Here is a 17,811-nt window from a genome sequence, read left to right as displayed (position 1 = left end):
TAATTTTAAGCGCCCCATCAAAATACAGGTAATACAACAGCACTAAAAGTATGGGGTGAGTTGATGCGTGAGTTCATACCATAAATCAACAAAATTGAGGAAAATATCATTACTGGAGTTTTTCGAGCATACTGGTTAATTAATCCTTGCGCATGATGTTATCGCTTAGTGAAAAAACAACTTTACGGGCAACAATATTTTATTATTAAACACAATCGTGAAGCTGTTAATGAATTTCATCAAACATGATAGTTACGATCTGGCAGCATTTACTTAGAAAAATGGGAGATCTTGATTAACAATTCTATTCCAGCAGAAAGGAATTACTGAGTTTAATAGCTGCCGCCGTTCCCCCGGCGGCTTACGGTAATAATAGAGATTATGCTCTTCAGACTTTAATTTTTACCAGCTGAAAACCGGGAACTCCGGCAGGACATCGCCATCCATATCAAACTGGATGAGCGAGACATTGTATTCACGCACGATGACTTCCAGCAGCTGACACAGGTCATCAGAAATACCCCGCCCACGCAAAAAAAATCCTGTATCCGTACGGGCATTCATACGGATCAGAAAGCCCCCGGAGGTTTCATGGATCCAGCGCCAGGCGTTTTCCTCATCTCCACCATCCTGATCGCTGAGCAGCGTGAGGATCACATCATCTTCAAATGCCATATGTGACGTACTGAGTACCAGACAACGCAGGACTTCCGGTTCTTTTCCCTCCGGGTTCGTCATGTTACGGCTCCTCATACGTATTCTCCCTTATTAAGGGCATTTACAAAATTTTTCGCCTGTGCCACGATTTTTGGGTCGTTCATATCCTTTCTCCGGACAGTGATGTGAATACGGTCAGCCCTTTACTGACCGGTGAAGAAGCAGGGATCACACCCTGCTTTTACGCCTGCGGTTTGCCCCCTGCCATCTGTGAAAAAACCGCTACACAGCTTCCGGGATTCCCCGGATAAACCCGAACATGGCCTTAATACGGCGCTGGCTTTGCAGCTTCTCCTCAAAATCGTTGAGGTAATACACGGGCGTGTAGCGCACCTGGCTGAACTGCATCGACAGCGTGTTGCCCGTGACCACTTCGGCGGCGATACCCAGGAGGGAAAGCTGAATAAACGCCATATCCGCCGCCGCCGGATCGATATCAATGCAGCTGCCGAACATGTGCGCGGACGGGTTAATATCCGCCTCCAGCAGGCACTCCGCGTACGCAATCAGCATCCCCGCCGCCCCGCTGGCCGGGTCGCTGATCGTCACTATTCCCTCCCTTGCTATCGTCTCTCTGATACCCGGCATCAGCATCCGCGCCATCAGGCTTTGCACGGTATACGGCGTAAAATACTGGCCGCGCCCGCCGTCACCCAGCTCAAGCTCCATAAAGATGGCGCCGAGAAAGTCGTGAAATTTCGCCTCCAGCGCACACACCATCAGCCGGAAAAGCTCATGCATGTTCGCAATATCAGCAGCGTCGTAGCGGTCGCAGATTTTGCGACAACGCTCCGCGATTTCCGGCGTTCTGACCCTGGCTAAATCCAGTTCGCTGGCCGCCAGCGATAAAAAGTCGGTGAACACCTCCCAGCGCCTAAGGTGTCGTCCCGTCCCGCTGAACACGCTGATAAACTGCCTGCGCGCCACGTCAATGCTCATCATCCGGTGCGTGACCGTCGGCTCTTTTACTACCGGCGCGGCCGGACGTGCGCTGCCCTGTTTTTTCACCTGGTCAAAGAACCCGGCAAAGCTCAGCTGTGACATGAAAATATCTCCTTATCAGTGCCGCCCCCTCCTTCCGGGGCGGCGGGTTTCACATCACGCCAGACCGAGGCCCGCGTAAACCAGGGTCATAAACTGCTGCCAGTACGCCAGCTTTAAGGCCGGAACGTGCGCACGATGGCCGCTGCGCAGGGCATTTACAAAAGCATTCGCCTGTGCGACGATTTGCGGATCGAATTGCATGGTTTAATCTCCATGTTGATTTAGTGATGCCGGATACAACTTTTGCGGGTGTGTCATCCGGCGTGGAATGAGCAGGCGTATGCCTGCTTTTTTCATTTCTGGCTCTGTATTCCCTCCTTAACGCGCGCCAGAATTTCCGCGTGGTCAAGGTTGCTGTAGTCACGCAGCCGGTAATAACGGATGCCGATCCGCGCGTAGATTTCGGTCACGTTGCCGCAGTACATCTCCGCGAGCATGAAGGTTTCACACTCGCCATTTTCACTGCTGCGCCAGTTCATCGGGTACATCAGCCCCAGCGCGTCATGAAAGGCGTGAACGTCCGTTTCAGCGGGCGCTTTCACCGCCGCTTTTTCACGGCTCAGCCAGTACTCACGCTCGGCTTCGGCGGTGGCCTGCATCCCCGGTGCGGCGGAAGATTCGGTCAGGTGTAAATGCATGTGTTTCTCCTTGTGGTTAAGCGGTGACGGCCCCACGCCGCCACCCGGATAAATAAACGGCCTCTTTGTTTAACCGTGATATGGACAGGGTTCGCCCCTGTCGTTATGGCATCCCGTACAGCCTTCCATCTCGTCACTGACGGCGGCAAAACTCCGGCCCAGTTCCCAGGCGGCGGCCAGTTCAGGAACATCCGCAAACATGTGAGGCAGGGGCTGACCGGACCTGTAGTCGTTATACCCCCCGGCCTGCGCCTCAAAGACCGCGTCAGACATTTCCTCCGCTGCCCTTTCCGCGTCAATGACGACCATCACGCGGGCTTTCCCCCACGCAATACGGACAGCCAGACCGCGCACAGGGCCGCAGAACGCAGGTGTTTTAACCCATCTTTCGGAAGATTCTTTGGTGGCGGTTTTGACGTTGACGTTTTGTGTGTTCATCCTGCTTTTCCTCCTGTCTGGTGGTTAATCCATCTCTCGGTGAGTTCCCTGGCGGCAAAGGGCAAAGGAGCAACGACGTACGGAGGAAGGAAAGGGGCGGAGACAAAAGTTTTTGCCGCTCTTCGCAAAAAGTTTTGGCGGAGTTCATTACACCCCTTGGATGACGACACGGCGGTGCTACGACCAGCCCTCCGCCCGGGGACTTAGCGGGAGATGGCTCACCAGAGGTATGAAGAGAGGATGAACACACCCGACGCGACGGAACGGCGTGGCGACATCAGCGCCGGTGGCCTTATCACCGGCAGTGAACGCGACAGCCGTCAGGCTGGCAGCAGGGTTTGCGTCAGGATGGACGCCCGTCAGGGCGGAGACAGCTTGCTGGCTCCGTTCACGACAGCCGTGTCCCGTCAAGGGACGACGCCCGGCCATAAGTCATACCCGCCCGCACCCCGGTCAGCCACAGGCAACGGACGGCAGTAAAAACGCGCTGTCACAGAAGGAAAATCCCGGACCGGCACATCACAACCGGCCGTCAGCAGTCTGAAGAGTAAAAATGAAAGGGAAAGTAAGGAGAAAAACAGGGCAGCGCGTCAGCGCTGCCCTGTCCTTTCCCTTTCGAAGTTGCCGCCCGTGGATGCACCGGTCAGTTCAGCCGCCAGGGACTTACCAGGCGTTCTCCCGGTCTCCGGTACCTTCAGACCAGTCACGGATTTGCATATCCGGCACGTCCGGCTGAGGCAGCAGTGATTCAGCCAGCAGGTTGAAGTCACACTCCAGGCGCCTGCGCTGACGGCGGGCAATTTTCAGCTCAGCCCCGTAAGGATTCACCTTCCTGCTCATACCGCAGCCTCCTTATGCGTCAGCTTGTTCGGCACCATCCATCGCTCCAGCGCCCGGACGTGCCCCGCAGCGGACTTTCCCGCCAGCGTCAGCTCATACCCCACCCGCCAGAGCGGCTCCCCCGGCCATAAATCCACCTCAGACACGGACGGAAACCGCCTGCGCCAGCGCATCAGCATGCTCTCCAGCTCGTACTCCGGCACGCTGCCACCGGACCACCGCGACAGCCAGCTGCCCACCGTCTCCGGGGTGTGAAATGCCAGGTCAATTTCGGCCTGCCCCGCGCAGGCCTGATACGCACGCTGTCGCAGGGCCTCTTCACGGCAGCGCTGGCGGGTGTATTTCTGCTCAGACAGCGACAGTTTCTGCCTGCGGCGCTCACCGGCACGAAAGCCCACTGCCGGGAACAGCCATTCAGCTGCGTCAGACGGCAGCGGCAGGCAGCAGACGTCACCCTGACTTTCAATCAGCAGGTCAACGGCCCTGAGCCACCGCTCCCGCCTGCCATGCAGCGCGTCCGCCGTCAGCGCCGGAGAAAACGCGCGTAAATCAGCAAGAGTTATGCGACGGCTGCCGTTCAGGTGGCGAAAGAAGGCGGCGGCATAAGGATACGCGCACACCCTGGCACCGCGACGCAGGCGTCTTTCCGTCTCTGCGATGGCCCGCAGCGCGGCCTGTCGTTCAGCATTCAGCGGAACGGGGAAGTTTACCTGGCACATACGTTCCCCTCCTGCTGCAGAATGCTGATGATGCTGGCGGCGGAATACCCGTCAGTATGGAAAAGCGCCGTCAGGCTCAGTACGTGGTTGATGTTTTCCGGGCTGAACGCTAACAGCGACCGCAACACCGCAAACGGGCGGCCGCTGGCAGAGATGAACATCACCAGCCACTCAGGGCTGACGTAACCGGGACTGCACAGCGCGAGCTGAAAGTTGCCATGAGAAGGTGTAAACCGCACCTGCACCGGGAACATCCCGCCAAACTCGCAGCGGTACTCGCCGTTCATGTCCCAGCCTGCCGGGGCATCGAGGTCACGCATCACCGCATGGGTCAGCTCGCGGCGAAAATCCTCACCGCTGTCGCGCCAGTCTTCCAGTTCGGCGGGGATCATGGTTTTCAGTACGTCGGTGGTAATAATGTTGCGCATGATGACTGTCTCCTTACCGCCGCCCCTTTTGCGGAGCGGCGCTCCGTTGTCAGGCGGCATCTGCCGCGTGGTCATCAGTACCGCAGTGCTGTGCGGCGTCGGTTTTTTCCGCAGCGTCAGGCGCTTTCATCCAGCCAGGCACCCAGCGGGTTGTGCTCAGCATGGTTTCAGCCAGATCTGCGGCATCGCCTTTTTTCATCTTCGCCGCATCGCTGGCGGCCCCGGTCAGCCCGGCATCTGTCAGCGCCGCCACAATCTGCGCCTTACTGAGCAGCCCGAGGAAGTTTTCAGCCTCCGGCTGCCACCAGTCGCGCAGGTGGAAACTAATCGCGTTCTCCACGCCGTCCAGGTCGCTCCGGGTGGTATGGCCGCATACGCGGTCCTGCACACCGTCCACCGAGCAGACGGTGCAGAACGTCATCAGGGCCATCAGCACCTCACCGTCCAGGGAAAAAAAGGTGGTGAAGTCCTTCTCCCAGCCCTCCGGCAGCAGCGCTTCCAGACGGGATCTTTCCTCCATCAGGCACCGCCATGCCTGCCCCTCCTTCCCGGTCGGGGCTTCGCTGGTCAGTCCGTTGTGGTGAACCTCCAGCCGCAGGACAAACGGATGGCGGGTAGTGGTGCAGTAGCTGAACACGCAGGTACACAGCCGCCAGACCATCAGCGCCACCGCCTTCTGCGGCTGCTGCATCAGCGCGGCCTGAACCGCGAGGGTGCGCTCGGACGACATTTTTTTGAGCAGCGGAACGCTTACCCCCTCTGCCACGTCCGGCTCACGCAGGATGGTCACCTGACGGCGTTCACCGTTACTGCCCTCAGCAAAGCCGCTTTCCGTCTCCGCTTTTTGCTGCACCCCGCGCTGGACGCAGAGTTCCCCGCCATCCAGGCTGACCACCACGCCGCCGGCCGCTTTCTGCTCCGGCGTCCATTCGCGGGCAACGGCGGCATGTTCGATATCGTCAATCAGTGCCTGAATCCCGGCTTCATCCTCATACGTTTCGGTGGCTTCCTGCGTGGCGTACAGTTCGTCGAGACGCTGCTGCTCGTCAGGGGTGTACTGCGCTTCAGGCTCCGGCAACAGCAGGTACCGTTCTCGGTCGTCACCGTAGTTTCTGACGGGCGTTTCCCTCGTCATCGACCAGGCCCAGCCCTCAGACGTCTGCAGCCTCTGCGCTTCCTCCGCAAGTCTGGCCTGCACCAGACGGTCAACCAGTACGCTGTCTGCCGTACCGTCACCGTCCTCTGCGCTGAACAGGTCTTCGCGCACCACCCCGCCAGCGGCCTCATAGGCTTCGCGCCCGATAAAGACAAAGCGGGCATGGCGCACGGAAATTTCGGTGTCGGTAACGGCGCGTTTCAGCAGGTGTGCCGGGGCATGACTGTACTCAGCCTGCACGCGCCCCAGGATTTCCACCTGACGCGCCGGATCGCTCTCCAGGCTCAGCGCCTGGCACTGCTCAACGTCGAGCCTGTCCTCTGCCAGCAGGGCAATAAGCTCAGGGGCCAGGTTCGCCAGCTTCAGCATCCGCTGAACGTGGCGTGAGCCGTAGCCGAGCATATCGCCAATCTGCGCGGCGGTTTTGCCCTGCTCAGACAGGGCGCGGAACCCGCTGATTTGCTCGGCCGGGTGCATGGCCTTCTGCTGGTCGTTTTCGATCATCGATGCGATGACCGCCAGTTCCCCGGAAACCCGCTTCACGGCCACCGGGTACCCGGCGTCAATGTGAAGTTCATCGCGCAGCAGTTGCAGCGCGGTCAGACGGCGACCACCTGCGGCCACGCCGGAAAGGCCATCGGGCAGCGTGTGGACCACCAGGTTCTGCAGCAGCCCGACCGACCTGATGGTGTCAGCCAGGCTGCGCACGCTTTCAGCGGAATACGGTACGGTGCGGACGTTAAGCGGAGATTTGACCAGCGCCGACAGCGGCACCATTTCAATCTGCGCGGCATCGAGCGCCGCCTTCAGCGCCGCAGCGGCGGCAGGCTTCACGGCTTTTTTGCTGGTTTTCGCGGGTGCTTTTGCTTTAGACTCGGTTACTGACATAGTTAATACCTCGATTGTTATTGATGACTGTCTGCCGGACGCCCTACGTCCGGCACCTCTTACTGCCTTTTCAGCCCGTAACGGGCGATATAACGGTTCAGAACGGTATGCTGTCCATATCCCCGACGGGTGGCCATTCGCCCTGTGGTGGCTCCGGCTGCACGGCGGCTTTTTTGCCCTTCCCGCGCCCTTTTTTCACGCCGGACGTGCCGTCAGTGGAGTGTGGCGCTGCCTGAGCAGGCTGAGGCTGACCGCTGTACTGCGGACTTTCCTGCGGCTGGCCCCCGTCACGGCGACCGCCCAGCATCTGCATGGTGCCGTTCTGGCCGACAACGATTTCGGTGACGTAGCGTGTGTTTCCGGCATCGTCCTGCCAGCTGCGGGTGCGCAGCTGGCCTTCGACGTAAATCTGTGCGCCCCTGCGCAGGTATTCCCCGGCCACTTCGGCCAGCTTCCCGAACAGCACCACGCGGTGCCACTCGGTTTTTTCGCGCTGCTCTCCGGTCTGCTTATCGCGCCACGTTTCGGAGGTTGCCAGAGAAATATTCGCCACCGCGCCACCGTTAGGCATGTAATGCACTTCGGGGTCCTGCCCCAGAAAACCAATCAGGGTTACTTTGTTCACGCCACGTACTGTCATGATAAATCTCCTTTTTCCGTTATTTTTTCAGCCCATATCTTCTGTAAGATTCGTGAGCCGCGGTGTTGACCTTGTTGTGGTGACCGGCTCTGTTAACCCGCTGGTATCACATCTCCCGTTGAGTTCCTTCGCCGCAAGGGGCGTAAACCAGCGCGGGCGATGGCAGCTGTCCGGGGCGCGGTTTACCGCGTGCCATTTACCCTGGACAGCTGACGGCGACTGTGCTTGTCTCAGCCCGGGCGAGGGGGCTTAACGGATGAAGAGATGCGGCAGACAGGGTGAGCAGGACACCACCGCAACGGCGACGAGCGGCAGCGGATCGCCGTTGCCCGTCAGAAGTCCGGCAGCGTTAACGCCGGGCTGGTGAAAGCGGCGCATCCGTTTACGGATGCTGCAGGCGCGGTCTTGATGAGCGACAGAGGGATGGAAGCCCGGAGGGCGGAGACGGTCTGCCGGCTCCGTTCACGACAGCCCCGGTTCCCGCAGGGAAGTCGCCCGCAGACAGACACAACAGGAAGAAAGGACGACAGAACAGCGATTTCAGATAACACGCCACCTGTGTGACCACCACCACCGGCAACAGCAACAGCAACAGCAACAGCTACGCACGGATTATCACCAGCACAGGAATATCCCCGGCCTGCGGCAGCCAGAGGAAGTCAGTTAACGGTCGTACCGGAAATGGCAGCCACTGGCGGAACCTGGCGGCGCCGCAGGCGCGGCGTTGTCCGCCGGCAGGCAGAGCCTGCCAGGGTTTTCGCGCGGGCTGTCAGGCGGCTGCACCGCCTGCCTGAGTGAATCAGTTGCAGAAGACCCAGCCGTCATGAAATATATACCCGCTGCTGAACAGGTCACGCGCATAGGCTTCAAAGTCAAAATAACTGCGCAGCAACTCCGGCACCTCATCCAACAGGCCGGAATGTACGACCATTTCCTGTGCATAATCCTCCTCACTTTCCGCCCCGCCGCAGTACGCATCGTCAAAGGCGTCATAGTCACACTCGCCGGTATACTCCGCCCAGGCGATAAAAGCCTCCTCCCTGCCGTCCGCTTCGGCGAGTTTGTAAGCGGCGATAAAATCCCAGTCAATGGAGCTTTCAGAGACGAACTGCGACGGAATGCCCTCCCAATCCTGGAACATGAATTCAGCGTCCCGTTCGTCGGCGTGCAACACCCGGCAGGCCTCGTAAAAGTCTTCCGGGCCGTCAAAATCCGTCAGGTCAAACCATCTGCCGAAAATGCTGCCGCAGTTGTATTTATGGTAGGTGCCAACGTAGACCGCTGGTGTGGTGGTGGTAGTGCTCATAAAAAATCCTCCAAGGTCGATGTCGTCTCAGTTCCGGCTTACGCCGTGCCGCTACTGTAGCCGGGCGGAAAGCGGAGGATGCAGGGGCGTCACCGAAGCCGCAGCGCAGTAAAAAAAGCAGGAGCTGGCTGGACGGTTTGACGGCGAAAACTGAGCCGGAAAACGACGGGAAGACGGCGGGTAACGTATGAAATAAACTGCGACCGGGTGAAGGTGACGGCGTAGCGAACCCTTGCATCCGCAGCGGCCCGGCTACAGTAGCGGCACGGCGTTAGCCGCAGGCCGCACGGGCGTTACTCACCGCGAAGCCGGAGCAGCGTGGAGGATGAGCAGGAAAAGCGGAGCGGTCGCGCGACATCCTGAGCGTCAGGATGTAAAAGCCCGCCGGACGGGCGGCGGGCGGGTCCTCATGCAGCCAGCTGCTTTTCCAGCCAGGCCACGTCACACAGCGCGTCGTTCACGGACGGAAAGCTGTGCCGCGCCAGTTCCCACGCCTGCGCGTCACCCGCCGACAGCGCCCGGCGGGCGGTTTCTGTGATGCGGGCCAGCAGGTCAGAGGGCACCGGAACCATACGTGTTTCTGCGCGCAGTCCTGCCAGCAATTCGTGAACCGTCCGGAATGACACGCCTTCCTCCTGGTGGTCACCCAGCCCGGCATTGCCAATGGCGCATAAAATCGCATCCGCCTCTGCTTCCGTCATGGTTGCCACCGCCTTCACGTCCTCGCGGGTCCAGACCAGCAGGGCAAGTTTTTCATCGCGGCCAAAGGCGCGTTTCATCAGCTGATTAAGCTCTTTACGGGTTGCGTACATCATTTTCATCTCCGGTTTATAACGGGCGGCCCTGCCGCCCGGGATTCATCAGTCTTTAAAGCAAGCGTCCAGCTCCAGGGCTTCGCGGTACGCCGCCAGATACAGGGCGTTGATCCGGCAAATCGTCTGCCGCGCCAGCCGTTCAGTAAGCAGATCGGCGTCATAGCGGTACAGCGATTCGAGGCGGTTCAGCTCCGTTCGCAGGTCGCACATGCTGTTTGCCAGCGCCGCGACGTCTTCGCGAAGCGTTTCATGCCCGGCATAGTTCGTCATGCGGCCTCCGGATAATCGTCATTAGCCGCCGGTTGCTGCATTGAGCGAAGTACGGCGGCCAGCCGCTGCTGCCCGGCCCGGTGATACTGCGGCATCAGTTCAATCCCGATATAGCGGCGGCCCGCCTGAAGTGCGGCCACACACACCGAACCGGAACCCGCAAAGGGGTCAAGAATGATGGCGCCGGGATGCGTGAAGGACTCAATCAACGGTTGCAGGCTGGTCACGGGCTTCTCGGTCGGATGGTAGCGGTTGCCTGAATACTTCCAGCCCAGCACGTCCGGCAGCGGGTTTTGTGGCAGAGCCGGGCGCCCTTTTGCCAGAATATAGGCGCATTCATGACGGTAGCCGACGTAGGCGGCTTTCGACGTGTAGGTTTTGGTGAAAACCAGATGGCCGACAACGCTGAACCCGGCTTTTTTCCACGCGGCCATAAAGCGATCGACACGGTTCCAGCCGTAAAAACTCACCATCAGCGCGTCTTTTTTCAGCACGCGATACATCTCATGACAGGCGGGTTGCAGCCATTCATCGGTGCGATCGCCGGCAATGGTCCGGCCGGAACGGTCACAGAATCCAACGAGATAAGGTGGATCGGTCAAAATGAAATCGACAGCTTTCTCAGGAAAGCCAGCCATTACCTGCACACAGTCACCTAAAATCATACGGGACATCATCATTCTCCTTTCTCAAATGCGGCGCCAGTTACGCCGTGCCGATACGACAGCCCGGCGAAAAGCGGAGGATGCAAGGGCGTCACCGAAGCCGCAGCGCAGTAAAAAAGCAGGAGCAGGCTGGACGGTTTGACGGCGAAAACAGAGACGGAAAACGACGGGAAGACGGCGGATAATGCCTTTGAAATGAACTGCGACCGGGTGAAGGTGACGGCGTTTACGCTTCCCTTGCATCCGCAGCGGCCGGGCTACAGTAGCGGCACGGCGCTCACCGCAGAACGTCATAAAAGAGGAGCGCAGCGACATCATCATTCACCCATCGGAACAACAATATTTCCGGTTATTTCTGGTTATTCGTCAGAGGGTTGCCGGAATCAGCGTTCCCGGCCCTTGCCAAACGTCAATAAACTTCCAATAATACTGGATATATGTACAGTTATTTTTATAAGAGGCAGACATGCGGCGAGAGATACGGGCGCATCAGGCGCTGACGCTTTACCTGCCGGACGACGGTGCACCCGCCCTCCCCTGCCCGCTGTTTCTGGAAACCGTCTCCTGCGGCTTCCCCAGTCCGGCACGGGATTACATCGAGCAGGAACTCGACCTGAATGACTACTGCATCGCTCACCCGGCCGCGACCTACTTTCTGCGGGCTTCGGGCAGCAGCATGCAGGACATCGGCCTGTATGACGGCGACCTGCTGGTCGTGGACCGCGCCCTGACGCCGGGACACGGCGATATCGTGGTGGCCGAAACCGATGGAGAATTTACCGTCAAGCGCCTGCTGACTTCGCCCCGCCTGACCCTGAAGCCAATGAACCCGGCTTACCCGGAGCTACACCCTGACCCCGATCGACTGGAAATTTTCGGCGTGGTCATCCACTTCATCCACACCACGCGCGGGCGGAACTGATGTTTGCGCTGGCCGACGTCAACAGCTTCTACGCCAGTGTGGAGAAGGTATTTCGCCCGGAAATAAGAAACGAACCGGTTATCATCCTTTCGAATAATGACGGCTGCGTAATAGCACGGTCGAAGGAGGCCAAACCGTACGTGCGGATGGGCGAACCGTGGTTTCAGGTTAAAGATCGGGACTTTCCGGAACGCATTAACGTCTTCTCCAGCAATTACGCCTTGTACCATTCATTAAGCCAGCGCGTGATGGCCTGCCTGGAAGAGCGGGCTCCGCACGTTGAACAGTACTCCATTGATGAGATGTTCATTGATGCCACCGGTATCAGTGCCTCAGCATCCTTTGAAGACTTTGGCCGCCAGCTGCGCACCTATGTCCGGACCTGTACCGGTCTTACCATTGGCGTGGGATTTGGCATAAGCAAAACGCTGGCGAAATCAGCGCAGTGGGCCGGGAAGGAATGGCCACAGTTTGGTGGCGTGCTGGCCCTGAGGCCGGAAAACCCGCGCCGCACGGAGAAGCTGCTGTCCCTGCAGCCGGTTGAGGAAGTATGGGGAGTGGGACGCCGTATCGGCAAAAAGCTGCAAACACTGGGTATACGGACTGCGCTGGACCTTGCCCGTGCCCGCCCGGCTTTCATCAGAAAGACGTTCAGCGTGGTGCTGGAACGTACCGTGCGCGAGCTGAACGGCGAGAGCTGCATTCCGCTGGAAGATGCCCCGCCCCCCAGGCAGCAGATAGTGGTTAGTCGCAGTTTCGGTGAGCGCATCACGGACTATGACGCCATGCGGCAGGCCGTGTGCAGCTACGCGGAGCGCGTCGCTGAAAAACTACGCGAGGATGGCCAGTACTGCCACCACGTGGCCAGCTTCCTCCGCACTTCGCCGTTTGATGCCGGAAAACCGGGGTACGGCAACACCGCCACCACCAGACTAAGCACCGGCACCCGCGACAGCCGTGATATCATCCAGGCAGCGGTTCGGGCGCTCGATGCCATCTGGCGGCCGGGCTTCAGGTATGCGAAAGCGGGCGTGATGCTGAGCGAGCTGCGTCCGGATGGCGTGGCGCAACTGAACCTGTTTGAGGAGCAACAGATGCGCCGTGGCAGTGATGAACTGATGGACCTGCTGGATGCAATGAACCGGTCCGGCCGGTTCAGAATAGGCTTTGCCGGTAAGGGGATCGAGCCTGCCTGGCAAATGAAACGGGAGATGCTTTCCCCAGCTTACACTACACGCTGGGGTGAAATACCCAAAGCACACTTGTTGTAGATGTCATCTCAAAATTATGAAGTATGAAGTATTACTTCCTATTTATGATTTGTGATGTATGATAAGTTGTATTGTCATATAAAATATGACATTCATACTTCATATCTCACACTTCATAATTAGGATAAACATGATAACAGTTATTGGTGGTAATAAAGGTGGATCGGGGAAAACCACCACGGCCGTGAACCTAGCTATAGGGCTTGCTCTCAGAGGAAAAGATGTTTGCCTGGTTAACGGTGATTTACAGCGTACCGCAGCAAAACATCTTGCAGAGCGAGAAGCCTCGGAAGTTAAGCCGGCTATAACGCTTATAGAAAAATTTGATAACCTCTCCCAAACGCTTCGAGCGCTGGATGAGAAGTATGAGCATGTTATCGTCGATGTGGCAGGCCGCAACTCCAGAGAGTTCATTACCAGTGGCGTAGTTGCTCATCAAATTATCGCCCCCCTCCAATGCTCACAACCAGACCTAGATACTCTGATTGAGTTACAGCAGCAGGTTGAAAGTATGAGAGACCTTAATCCAGAATTGAAGGTTTTTTGCCTTCAAAGTATGGCCACAACAAACCCGGTTTTAAGAGGGAATGAGCGCAACGAATTCGTTGAATATCTCGATGAGTTTCCATTGATTCAAACCCTGGAGTCTGTCATTTGCTTTAGAAAGGTTTACCGTGACTGCATGAGCAATGGCCTAGGAGTTCTGGAAACAGAAAATACTGCTGCAAAATCGGAAATGGAAAAATTAATGGAAGAGGTATTTGGATAATGGTTAAGAAACCCAGCCAACAAGCCTCAGCACGCCAAACTGTAACAGCTGAACAAGCTGATGAACTGGCGCAGCGCCTTGCAGATAAACCTTACGGTGATCCCGCAAAATCTGTTCCAGAGAAAGACGCCCCAGAAAAACAATGTAGGACAACCATTTCGCTATATGAATCAATGCTTTTGCAGGTTGAGGATTTAGCACTGAAGAATAAGCGGAATGGGAAAGACCCTAAGAACGTAAGTGCAATTGTCAGGGAAGCTCTGGAGCTTTATTTAAGTGATAAAAAATCGTAAATCATACTTATGATGTAATACTTAATAATTGTGAAGTGTGAACTATTACTATTTTAGGTACGTCTACCGCTTTTGTACCCGTAAAACAACAAAGGCAGTGATAGCCTTCTTTATTGTGCTGAAAAAAATGGCATTTGTGCATAGATGGCCAGAATTGTGGAACAGAGGTTAGAAAAACCGTGAGTCAACTCTGAAGTTGCTTCTCAGCAGGCGAGGAGTTTAACAAGCCCGGCGGGCGCGCCAGGATGTGACATTAGGGTATTCCCAAAAGATACTGGCAGTATCAATTAAAAAACCTTTCTATGGTACCATTTAAAAGTTACTGATATATTTATTACTATTTAAATGTGACTCTTGGCGAAAAAATGTACATTTATGCATATCTCCGGGCTTCAACAATAGAGCAGGATGCCTTGCGCGCAAAAAACAGGCTTAAGGAATTCGCCACTCATCATGGACAGCGTATTGCCGGATGGTACGTTGAAAACGCATCCGGAGCTTCGCTGGAGCGTCCTGAGTTGACGCGCATGCTCTCAGATATGGAGTCAGGGGATGTAATTTTGATTGAACAGGTGGATCGGCTGTCGCGCCTCAGCGATAACGACTGGGATACGCTCAAACGCCGTATCCTTGAGAAAGACCTGTCGGTTATCAGCCTAGATCTGCCAACCAGTCATATAGCCCTCACTCATGCAGCTTCAGATGAATTTACCCGGAGCATGCTCCGGGCTGTCAACAGTATGATGCTCGATATGCTGGCGGCCATTGCACGTAAGGATTACGAGGATCGTCGCCGGCGACAGAGAGAAGGTGTGGATAAAGCCAGAAAGGAAGGTAAATATGCCGGGCGCCAGCCAGATGAGGCCAAACATGAATTAATCAGGACATTACGCCTACAGAACGGTAAATCCATTAATGAAACCGCGCGGCTTGCCGGGGTTTCCCGGATGACTGTTATTCGCGTGTGCAAAAATAATAAAGCAGGGCAGTGCGCTGCCTCAGCCGGGACCTGAGGTGACTAAATAATGAGAATTACTTCACATGATATAAAGATCTTTAACCGGCTTTTTGAAAGTACTCCAGGATACATTCTGGATTTCAGTGACAGAACCATGCGCGAGTTCTTTGAGGAGGAATTGTGCATCAATATCGAAGATGAAGCATACCTTGAGGACGGCACATCCAAAGCTAAAAGACTGCGTTGTTTCATAAAAAAAACAGACCGTGACACGGTACTTAAGGTTATCACCAGGCTATGGGAATACAGGAAAACCGTTCCAGGCGGTGTTATCACCGCTCAGGATGAAGTTGCATATAGTGGATTTATTGCAAAAATTCAGGGAGCAGACAGTCAGGCGGCATACGGCTTAGCCCCTGCATTAATCGTCCCTGCCGGTATAGACAACGATTATTTCATCCGCGGGCTGGAATCCCTGCATAAACAACCGCCCCAGCAACGGGGTTACAGCTTTGAGGTGTGGCTTAACGAGCTGTTTGCGGCCTTCTGGCTATCCCCTAAAGGCGCATTCAGACTGAAAGGCGAACAGATCGATGGCAGCTTCCTGCTGAATAATGAGACCTATCTGGTTGAGGCAAAGTGGCACAGCGCTAAAACCGGTAATGCCGACCTCCACGTCTTTCAGGGAAAGCTGGAGCAGAAAGTTGCCTGGGCGCGTGGCGTGTTCATCAGCTGGGCCGGTTTTACACGGGATGGTCTGGAAGTATGGGGGAAAGGAAAGCGGGTTATCTGCGTCAGCGGCTATGACCTTGTGCTGATGCTGAAAAATAACATCAGTTTCAGGATGCTGATGGAAGAAAAAATTCGCCGGGCGGCCGAAACCGGAAACTTATACGTCAAAATCGACGAAATTTATCCAGATATCAGTAAATAACAGCCGCCAGATGCCATAAACTCCGGACTGAAAAGCTGGCGTTCAGGTACAATCCGAATAATAAATGAGGCAATGGAGAAAAGCATGGCTGACAGGAAAGGGAAGGGCGGTGCGAATGGCACCCCGACCCCACATGACCTGGCATTTAAACAGTTTCTGACACATCCCGATACCGCACGGGATTTCATGCAGTTGCATCTGCCAGAAGAACTGCAGGCTGTCTGCGACTTCTGTACCCTCAAACTGGAGTCAGGAAGCTTTGTCGAGGATAACCTGCGCCCCTATTTCAGCGACGTGCTCTACAGCCTGAAAACCACAACCGGTGATGATGGATATATCCACGTCCTCATTGAGCACCAGTCCACTCCTGACAAACACATGGCGTTCCGGCTTCTTCGTTACGCGGTTGCCGCCATGCAACGCCACCTGGATGCAGGACATAAAAAGTTGCCACTGGTGATCCCCGTATTGTTCTATACGGGCAGGCGCAGTCCCTATCCCTATTCGACTCGCTGGCTGGACGAGTTCAACGATCCCGGGTTGGCCGGAAAGCTCTATAGCGATAATTTCCCTCTGGTCGATGTCACGGTCATACCTGACAACGAGATCATGGGGCACCGCAGCATGGCTGCACTGACACTGCTGCAGAAACATATCCATCGGCGCGACCTGGCTGACCTACTGGACAGGCTGGCCACCATTCTATTACGCGAACATGTTACAGGACAGCAACTGAATTCACTGATAAACTACCTCCTGCAGGCAGGCGAAACTTCAGACGCAGAGGCCTTTGTACGTGAACTGGCACAGCGGGTGCCACAACATGAGGACGAACTGATGACCATCGCACAACAGCTTGAACAGAAGGGCATCGAGAAGGGAATTCAGCTAGGTCGCAATGAAGGGAAACTCGAAGTTGCCCGCACCATGCTGCAGAACGGCCTTGACCGCAACACGGTCATGAAAATGACCGGTCTGACGGAAAACGACTTGGCACAGATCCGCCACTAATAGTCCTTTATAAGCTATCCCTGTCTGGCCATCAGCGAATACTGGTGGGGCAGGGAGGCATCACTCTCAGATACTGCCTGCCAGCCGCAACGATTAAACAGCTTCATCACCCCCGCTACGTTCCCCGTCAGACGCGCTGTCAGCGCATTTATCTGTCGGCCATTGTCGTCAAAAGCAACATCAAGGTTGGCCCGTGAGAGATAAATGCTGTTCACGCCCGCACTGAGCGCCACAGCATTCCGGCCGGACCATTCCCGATCGCTCAGCAGACGGTAGTTCCAGTGCATATCTTTCGCTGTTTCCAGGGCATACGTCAGCCGGAACAGGTCGTTCTGTTCAGACAACTCACCGGTGCAGGAACGCCAGAGGTAATTAAGCTTGCTGGCCAGCTTCGCGCTGACACCCAGCTGGCGGCCCTGTTTAAGCAGCCACTCGATGTCCTGATTTATCTCCCGGGGGAAACGCCGTTGCTTCAGCGCAGTCGCCAGCCAGCGGGTGAGAAAGAGGTTTTCCTGTGCCGGTGACAGCACATCACAGCTCTGTCTGGCCAGCGCAAGCGCCACCAGGGCGCACCATGCCAGATGTCCTGATTTTTCTGTCAGTGTCACTGCCTGTACTATTCCTTATATTCTGGCCACAAATTTTTGGCGGCATCCCACTTATAACACCATATCCTTTCTTTTAAGGTAAAAGACGGGCACATTCGTTACTTTATAAATCTGCATAATGAGCAGCGTTCTGTGCCTGCCATCTATAATTCGTTGTCCGTCATCGGACATTTGCGGGTATTCAATCTTCCCTTTGCTTAAATAGGTTTTAATCTTGTGCCATCGGCGCGGATCAATATTGAAAGCCTGAACGCCAAGCGACTTTAACAGGGTGAATCCATTAATCGTCGTAACCACGGGCTTTTTCCTCATTATCTCAGGAAGTTGATGATGATCAGCAACCTGAGCCACTGGTGGCAGATAAAATTCCATTTCCTGTAGTGAAGGGTACTGCAACCAGCTTTTATCCTCAGGAATATCATCAAAGGATTTGAACGGGTACTTGGACATATACGCATTAATTTTTTCAGGCGGTATATGT

23 protein-coding genes are annotated in these 17,811 nt (G+C 55.9%); 7 read left to right on the top strand and 16 right to left on the bottom strand.

What is annotated here, in order from left to right; genetic code table 11:
* Nucleotides 1-402: 402 nt before the first annotated feature.
* The 14 genes from BL249_RS15550 to BL249_RS15475 form a co-directional block, all read right to left on the bottom strand.
* Nucleotides 403-738 carry a DUF5983 family protein gene (locus tag BL249_RS15550; protein WP_099706567.1) on the bottom strand — a complete coding sequence of 112 codons (336 nt, stop codon included), beginning with the start codon at nt 736-738 and terminating at the stop codon, nt 403-405.
* Between the two features lie 201 nt (nt 739-939).
* The gene (locus BL249_RS15545; protein ID WP_099706566.1) at nt 940-1,761 is read right to left on the bottom strand and encodes an N-6 DNA methylase; all 822 of its coding nucleotides are present in this window, start codon (nt 1,759-1,761) and stop codon (nt 940-942) included.
* A gap of 54 nt (nt 1,762-1,815) precedes the next feature.
* Nucleotides 1,816-1,962, bottom strand: coding sequence for a succinate dehydrogenase flavoprotein subunit (locus tag BL249_RS15540; protein WP_099706565.1), 147 nt, complete (start codon nt 1,960-1,962; stop codon nt 1,816-1,818).
* Between the two features lie 92 nt (nt 1,963-2,054).
* A complete protein-coding gene (locus BL249_RS15535; protein WP_099706564.1) occupies nt 2,055-2,399 on the bottom strand; it encodes a hypothetical protein in 345 nt (114 codons plus the stop codon).
* 69 nt (nt 2,400-2,468) lie between these two features.
* Entirely contained in the window at nt 2,469-2,837 is a 369-nt protein-coding gene (locus BL249_RS15530; protein ID WP_099706563.1) for a hypothetical protein, read from the bottom strand.
* Between the two features lie 663 nt (nt 2,838-3,500).
* Nucleotides 3,501-3,677: a hypothetical protein gene (locus BL249_RS19145; protein WP_168174290.1), complete on the bottom strand. Its 177-nt coding sequence runs from the start codon at nt 3,675-3,677 to the stop codon at nt 3,501-3,503.
* Nucleotides 3,674-4,396, bottom strand: coding sequence for a plasmid SOS inhibition protein A (locus tag BL249_RS15520; protein WP_099706561.1), 723 nt, complete (start codon nt 4,394-4,396; stop codon nt 3,674-3,676). Before BL249_RS15520 ends, BL249_RS19145 begins: the two co-directional genes overlap by 4 nt.
* On the bottom strand, nt 4,384-4,824 hold the full coding sequence (psiB, locus tag BL249_RS15515; RefSeq protein WP_099706560.1) for a conjugation system SOS inhibitor PsiB: 441 nt from the start codon (nt 4,822-4,824) through the stop codon (nt 4,384-4,386). The genes BL249_RS15520 and psiB overlap by 13 nt, the downstream gene beginning before the upstream one ends.
* Nucleotides 4,825-4,873: 49 nt before the next feature.
* Nucleotides 4,874-6,868 carry a ParB/RepB/Spo0J family partition protein gene (locus BL249_RS15510; protein WP_099706559.1) on the bottom strand — a complete coding sequence of 665 codons (1,995 nt, stop codon included), beginning with the start codon at nt 6,866-6,868 and terminating at the stop codon, nt 4,874-4,876.
* A gap of 97 nt (nt 6,869-6,965) precedes the next feature.
* On the bottom strand, nt 6,966-7,508 hold the full coding sequence (gene ssb / locus BL249_RS15505; protein ID WP_099706558.1) for a single-stranded DNA-binding protein: 543 nt from the start codon (nt 7,506-7,508) through the stop codon (nt 6,966-6,968).
* Nucleotides 7,509-8,307: 799 nt separating this feature from the next.
* Nucleotides 8,308-8,814 carry an antirestriction protein ArdA gene (locus tag BL249_RS15495; protein ID WP_099706556.1) on the bottom strand — a complete coding sequence of 169 codons (507 nt, stop codon included), beginning with the start codon at nt 8,812-8,814 and terminating at the stop codon, nt 8,308-8,310.
* Nucleotides 8,815-9,221: 407 nt separating this feature from the next.
* The gene (locus tag BL249_RS15485) at nt 9,222-9,629 is read right to left on the bottom strand and encodes a DUF1380 family protein (protein ID WP_099706555.1); all 408 of its coding nucleotides are present in this window, start codon (nt 9,627-9,629) and stop codon (nt 9,222-9,224) included.
* Between the two features lie 45 nt (nt 9,630-9,674).
* Nucleotides 9,675-9,899, bottom strand: a complete 225-nt coding sequence (locus BL249_RS15480; protein WP_099706554.1) for a hypothetical protein — start codon at nt 9,897-9,899, stop codon at nt 9,675-9,677.
* Nucleotides 9,896-10,573, bottom strand: coding sequence for a DNA methylase (locus BL249_RS15475; protein WP_099706553.1), 678 nt, complete (start codon nt 10,571-10,573; stop codon nt 9,896-9,898). Before BL249_RS15475 ends, BL249_RS15480 begins: the two co-directional genes overlap by 4 nt.
* Before the next feature lie 457 nt (nt 10,574-11,030).
* Here BL249_RS15475 and umuD point away from each other — a divergent pair, with 457 nt between their 5' ends.
* The 7 genes from umuD to BL249_RS15435 all read left to right on the top strand — a co-directional run bounded on the left by umuD (nt 11,031) and on the right by BL249_RS15435 (nt 16,722).
* The gene (umuD, locus tag BL249_RS15465; RefSeq protein ID WP_099706551.1) at nt 11,031-11,486 is read left to right on the top strand and encodes a translesion error-prone DNA polymerase V autoproteolytic subunit; all 456 of its coding nucleotides are present in this window, start codon (nt 11,031-11,033) and stop codon (nt 11,484-11,486) included.
* Nucleotides 11,486-12,757, top strand: a complete 1,272-nt coding sequence (umuC, locus tag BL249_RS15460) for a translesion error-prone DNA polymerase V subunit UmuC (RefSeq protein ID WP_099706550.1) — start codon at nt 11,486-11,488, stop codon at nt 12,755-12,757. Before umuD ends, umuC begins: the two co-directional genes overlap by 1 nt.
* A gap of 130 nt (nt 12,758-12,887) precedes the next feature.
* Nucleotides 12,888-13,526 (top strand): AAA family ATPase, encoded by a 639-nt coding sequence (locus BL249_RS15455; RefSeq protein ID WP_099706549.1) that lies wholly within the window; start codon nt 12,888-12,890, stop codon nt 13,524-13,526.
* Entirely contained in the window at nt 13,526-13,819 is a 294-nt protein-coding gene (locus BL249_RS15450) for a CopG family transcriptional regulator (protein WP_099706548.1), read from the top strand. Before BL249_RS15455 ends, BL249_RS15450 begins: the two co-directional genes overlap by 1 nt.
* Nucleotides 13,820-14,184: 365 nt before the next feature.
* Nucleotides 14,185-14,832, top strand: coding sequence for a recombinase family protein (locus tag BL249_RS15445; protein ID WP_099706547.1), 648 nt, complete (start codon nt 14,185-14,187; stop codon nt 14,830-14,832).
* Between the two features lie 12 nt (nt 14,833-14,844).
* Nucleotides 14,845-15,711, top strand: a complete 867-nt coding sequence (locus tag BL249_RS15440) for a restriction endonuclease (protein WP_099706546.1) — start codon at nt 14,845-14,847, stop codon at nt 15,709-15,711.
* Between the two features lie 84 nt (nt 15,712-15,795).
* Entirely contained in the window at nt 15,796-16,722 is a 927-nt protein-coding gene (locus tag BL249_RS15435) for an Rpn family recombination-promoting nuclease/putative transposase (protein WP_099706545.1), read from the top strand.
* A 14-nt stretch (nt 16,723-16,736) separates the two neighbouring features.
* Here BL249_RS15435 and BL249_RS15430 read toward each other — a convergent pair whose 3' ends face one another.
* Both BL249_RS15430 and BL249_RS15425 read right to left on the bottom strand, forming a co-directional pair.
* The gene (locus BL249_RS15430; protein WP_099706544.1) at nt 16,737-17,330 is read right to left on the bottom strand and encodes a DUF2913 family protein; all 594 of its coding nucleotides are present in this window, start codon (nt 17,328-17,330) and stop codon (nt 16,737-16,739) included.
* Between the two features lie 51 nt (nt 17,331-17,381).
* A partial coding sequence (locus BL249_RS15425; protein ID WP_099706543.1) for a hypothetical protein occupies nt 17,382-17,811 on the bottom strand: 430 nt, incomplete at its 5' end.

This window comes from Erwinia sp. OLFS4, assembly GCF_002752165.1.
Classification (GTDB): Bacteria; Pseudomonadota; Gammaproteobacteria; order Enterobacterales; family Enterobacteriaceae; genus Izhakiella.
The sequence above is the reverse complement of the archived record's forward strand: the minus strand, read 5'-3'. Positions and strand labels throughout refer to the sequence as shown.

What these genes read in the sequence shown, in the direction of transcription:
- BL249_RS15520 (WP_099706561.1), bottom strand. Translation starts at nt 4,396, where the DNA reads ATGTGCCAGGTAAACTTCCCCGTTCCGCTGAATGCTGAACGACAGGCC.
- BL249_RS15475 (WP_099706553.1), bottom strand. Translation starts at nt 10,573, where the DNA reads ATGTCCCGTATGATTTTAGGTGACTGTGTGCAGGTAATGGCTGGCTTT.
- psiB (WP_099706560.1), bottom strand. Translation starts at nt 4,824, where the DNA reads ATGCGCAACATTATTACCACCGACGTACTGAAAACCATGATCCCCGCC.
- BL249_RS15535 (WP_099706564.1), bottom strand. Translation starts at nt 2,399, where the DNA reads ATGCATTTACACCTGACCGAATCTTCCGCCGCACCGGGGATGCAGGCC.
- BL249_RS15450 (WP_099706548.1), top strand. Translation starts at nt 13,526, where the DNA reads ATGGTTAAGAAACCCAGCCAACAAGCCTCAGCACGCCAAACTGTAACA.
- BL249_RS15495 (WP_099706556.1), bottom strand. Translation starts at nt 8,814, where the DNA reads ATGAGCACTACCACCACCACACCAGCGGTCTACGTTGGCACCTACCAT.
- BL249_RS15445 (WP_099706547.1), top strand. Translation starts at nt 14,185, where the DNA reads ATGTACATTTATGCATATCTCCGGGCTTCAACAATAGAGCAGGATGCC.
- BL249_RS15435 (WP_099706545.1), top strand. Translation starts at nt 15,796, where the DNA reads ATGGCTGACAGGAAAGGGAAGGGCGGTGCGAATGGCACCCCGACCCCA.
- BL249_RS15550 (WP_099706567.1), bottom strand. Translation starts at nt 738, where the DNA reads ATGACGAACCCGGAGGGAAAAGAACCGGAAGTCCTGCGTTGTCTGGTA.
- BL249_RS15485 (WP_099706555.1), bottom strand. Translation starts at nt 9,629, where the DNA reads ATGATGTACGCAACCCGTAAAGAGCTTAATCAGCTGATGAAACGCGCC.
- BL249_RS15540 (WP_099706565.1), bottom strand. Translation starts at nt 1,962, where the DNA reads ATGCAATTCGATCCGCAAATCGTCGCACAGGCGAATGCTTTTGTAAAT.
- ssb (WP_099706558.1), bottom strand. Translation starts at nt 7,508, where the DNA reads ATGACAGTACGTGGCGTGAACAAAGTAACCCTGATTGGTTTTCTGGGG.
- BL249_RS15455 (WP_099706549.1), top strand. Translation starts at nt 12,888, where the DNA reads ATGATAACAGTTATTGGTGGTAATAAAGGTGGATCGGGGAAAACCACC.
- BL249_RS15510 (WP_099706559.1), bottom strand. Translation starts at nt 6,868, where the DNA reads ATGTCAGTAACCGAGTCTAAAGCAAAAGCACCCGCGAAAACCAGCAAA.
- BL249_RS15545 (WP_099706566.1), bottom strand. Translation starts at nt 1,761, where the DNA reads ATGTCACAGCTGAGCTTTGCCGGGTTCTTTGACCAGGTGAAAAAACAG.
- BL249_RS15480 (WP_099706554.1), bottom strand. Translation starts at nt 9,899, where the DNA reads ATGACGAACTATGCCGGGCATGAAACGCTTCGCGAAGACGTCGCGGCG.
- BL249_RS15530 (WP_099706563.1), bottom strand. Translation starts at nt 2,837, where the DNA reads ATGAACACACAAAACGTCAACGTCAAAACCGCCACCAAAGAATCTTCC.
- umuC (WP_099706550.1), top strand. Translation starts at nt 11,486, where the DNA reads ATGTTTGCGCTGGCCGACGTCAACAGCTTCTACGCCAGTGTGGAGAAG.
- umuD (WP_099706551.1), top strand. Translation starts at nt 11,031, where the DNA reads ATGCGGCGAGAGATACGGGCGCATCAGGCGCTGACGCTTTACCTGCCG.
- BL249_RS19145 (WP_168174290.1), bottom strand. Translation starts at nt 3,677, where the DNA reads ATGAGCAGGAAGGTGAATCCTTACGGGGCTGAGCTGAAAATTGCCCGC.
- BL249_RS15440 (WP_099706546.1), top strand. Translation starts at nt 14,845, where the DNA reads ATGAGAATTACTTCACATGATATAAAGATCTTTAACCGGCTTTTTGAA.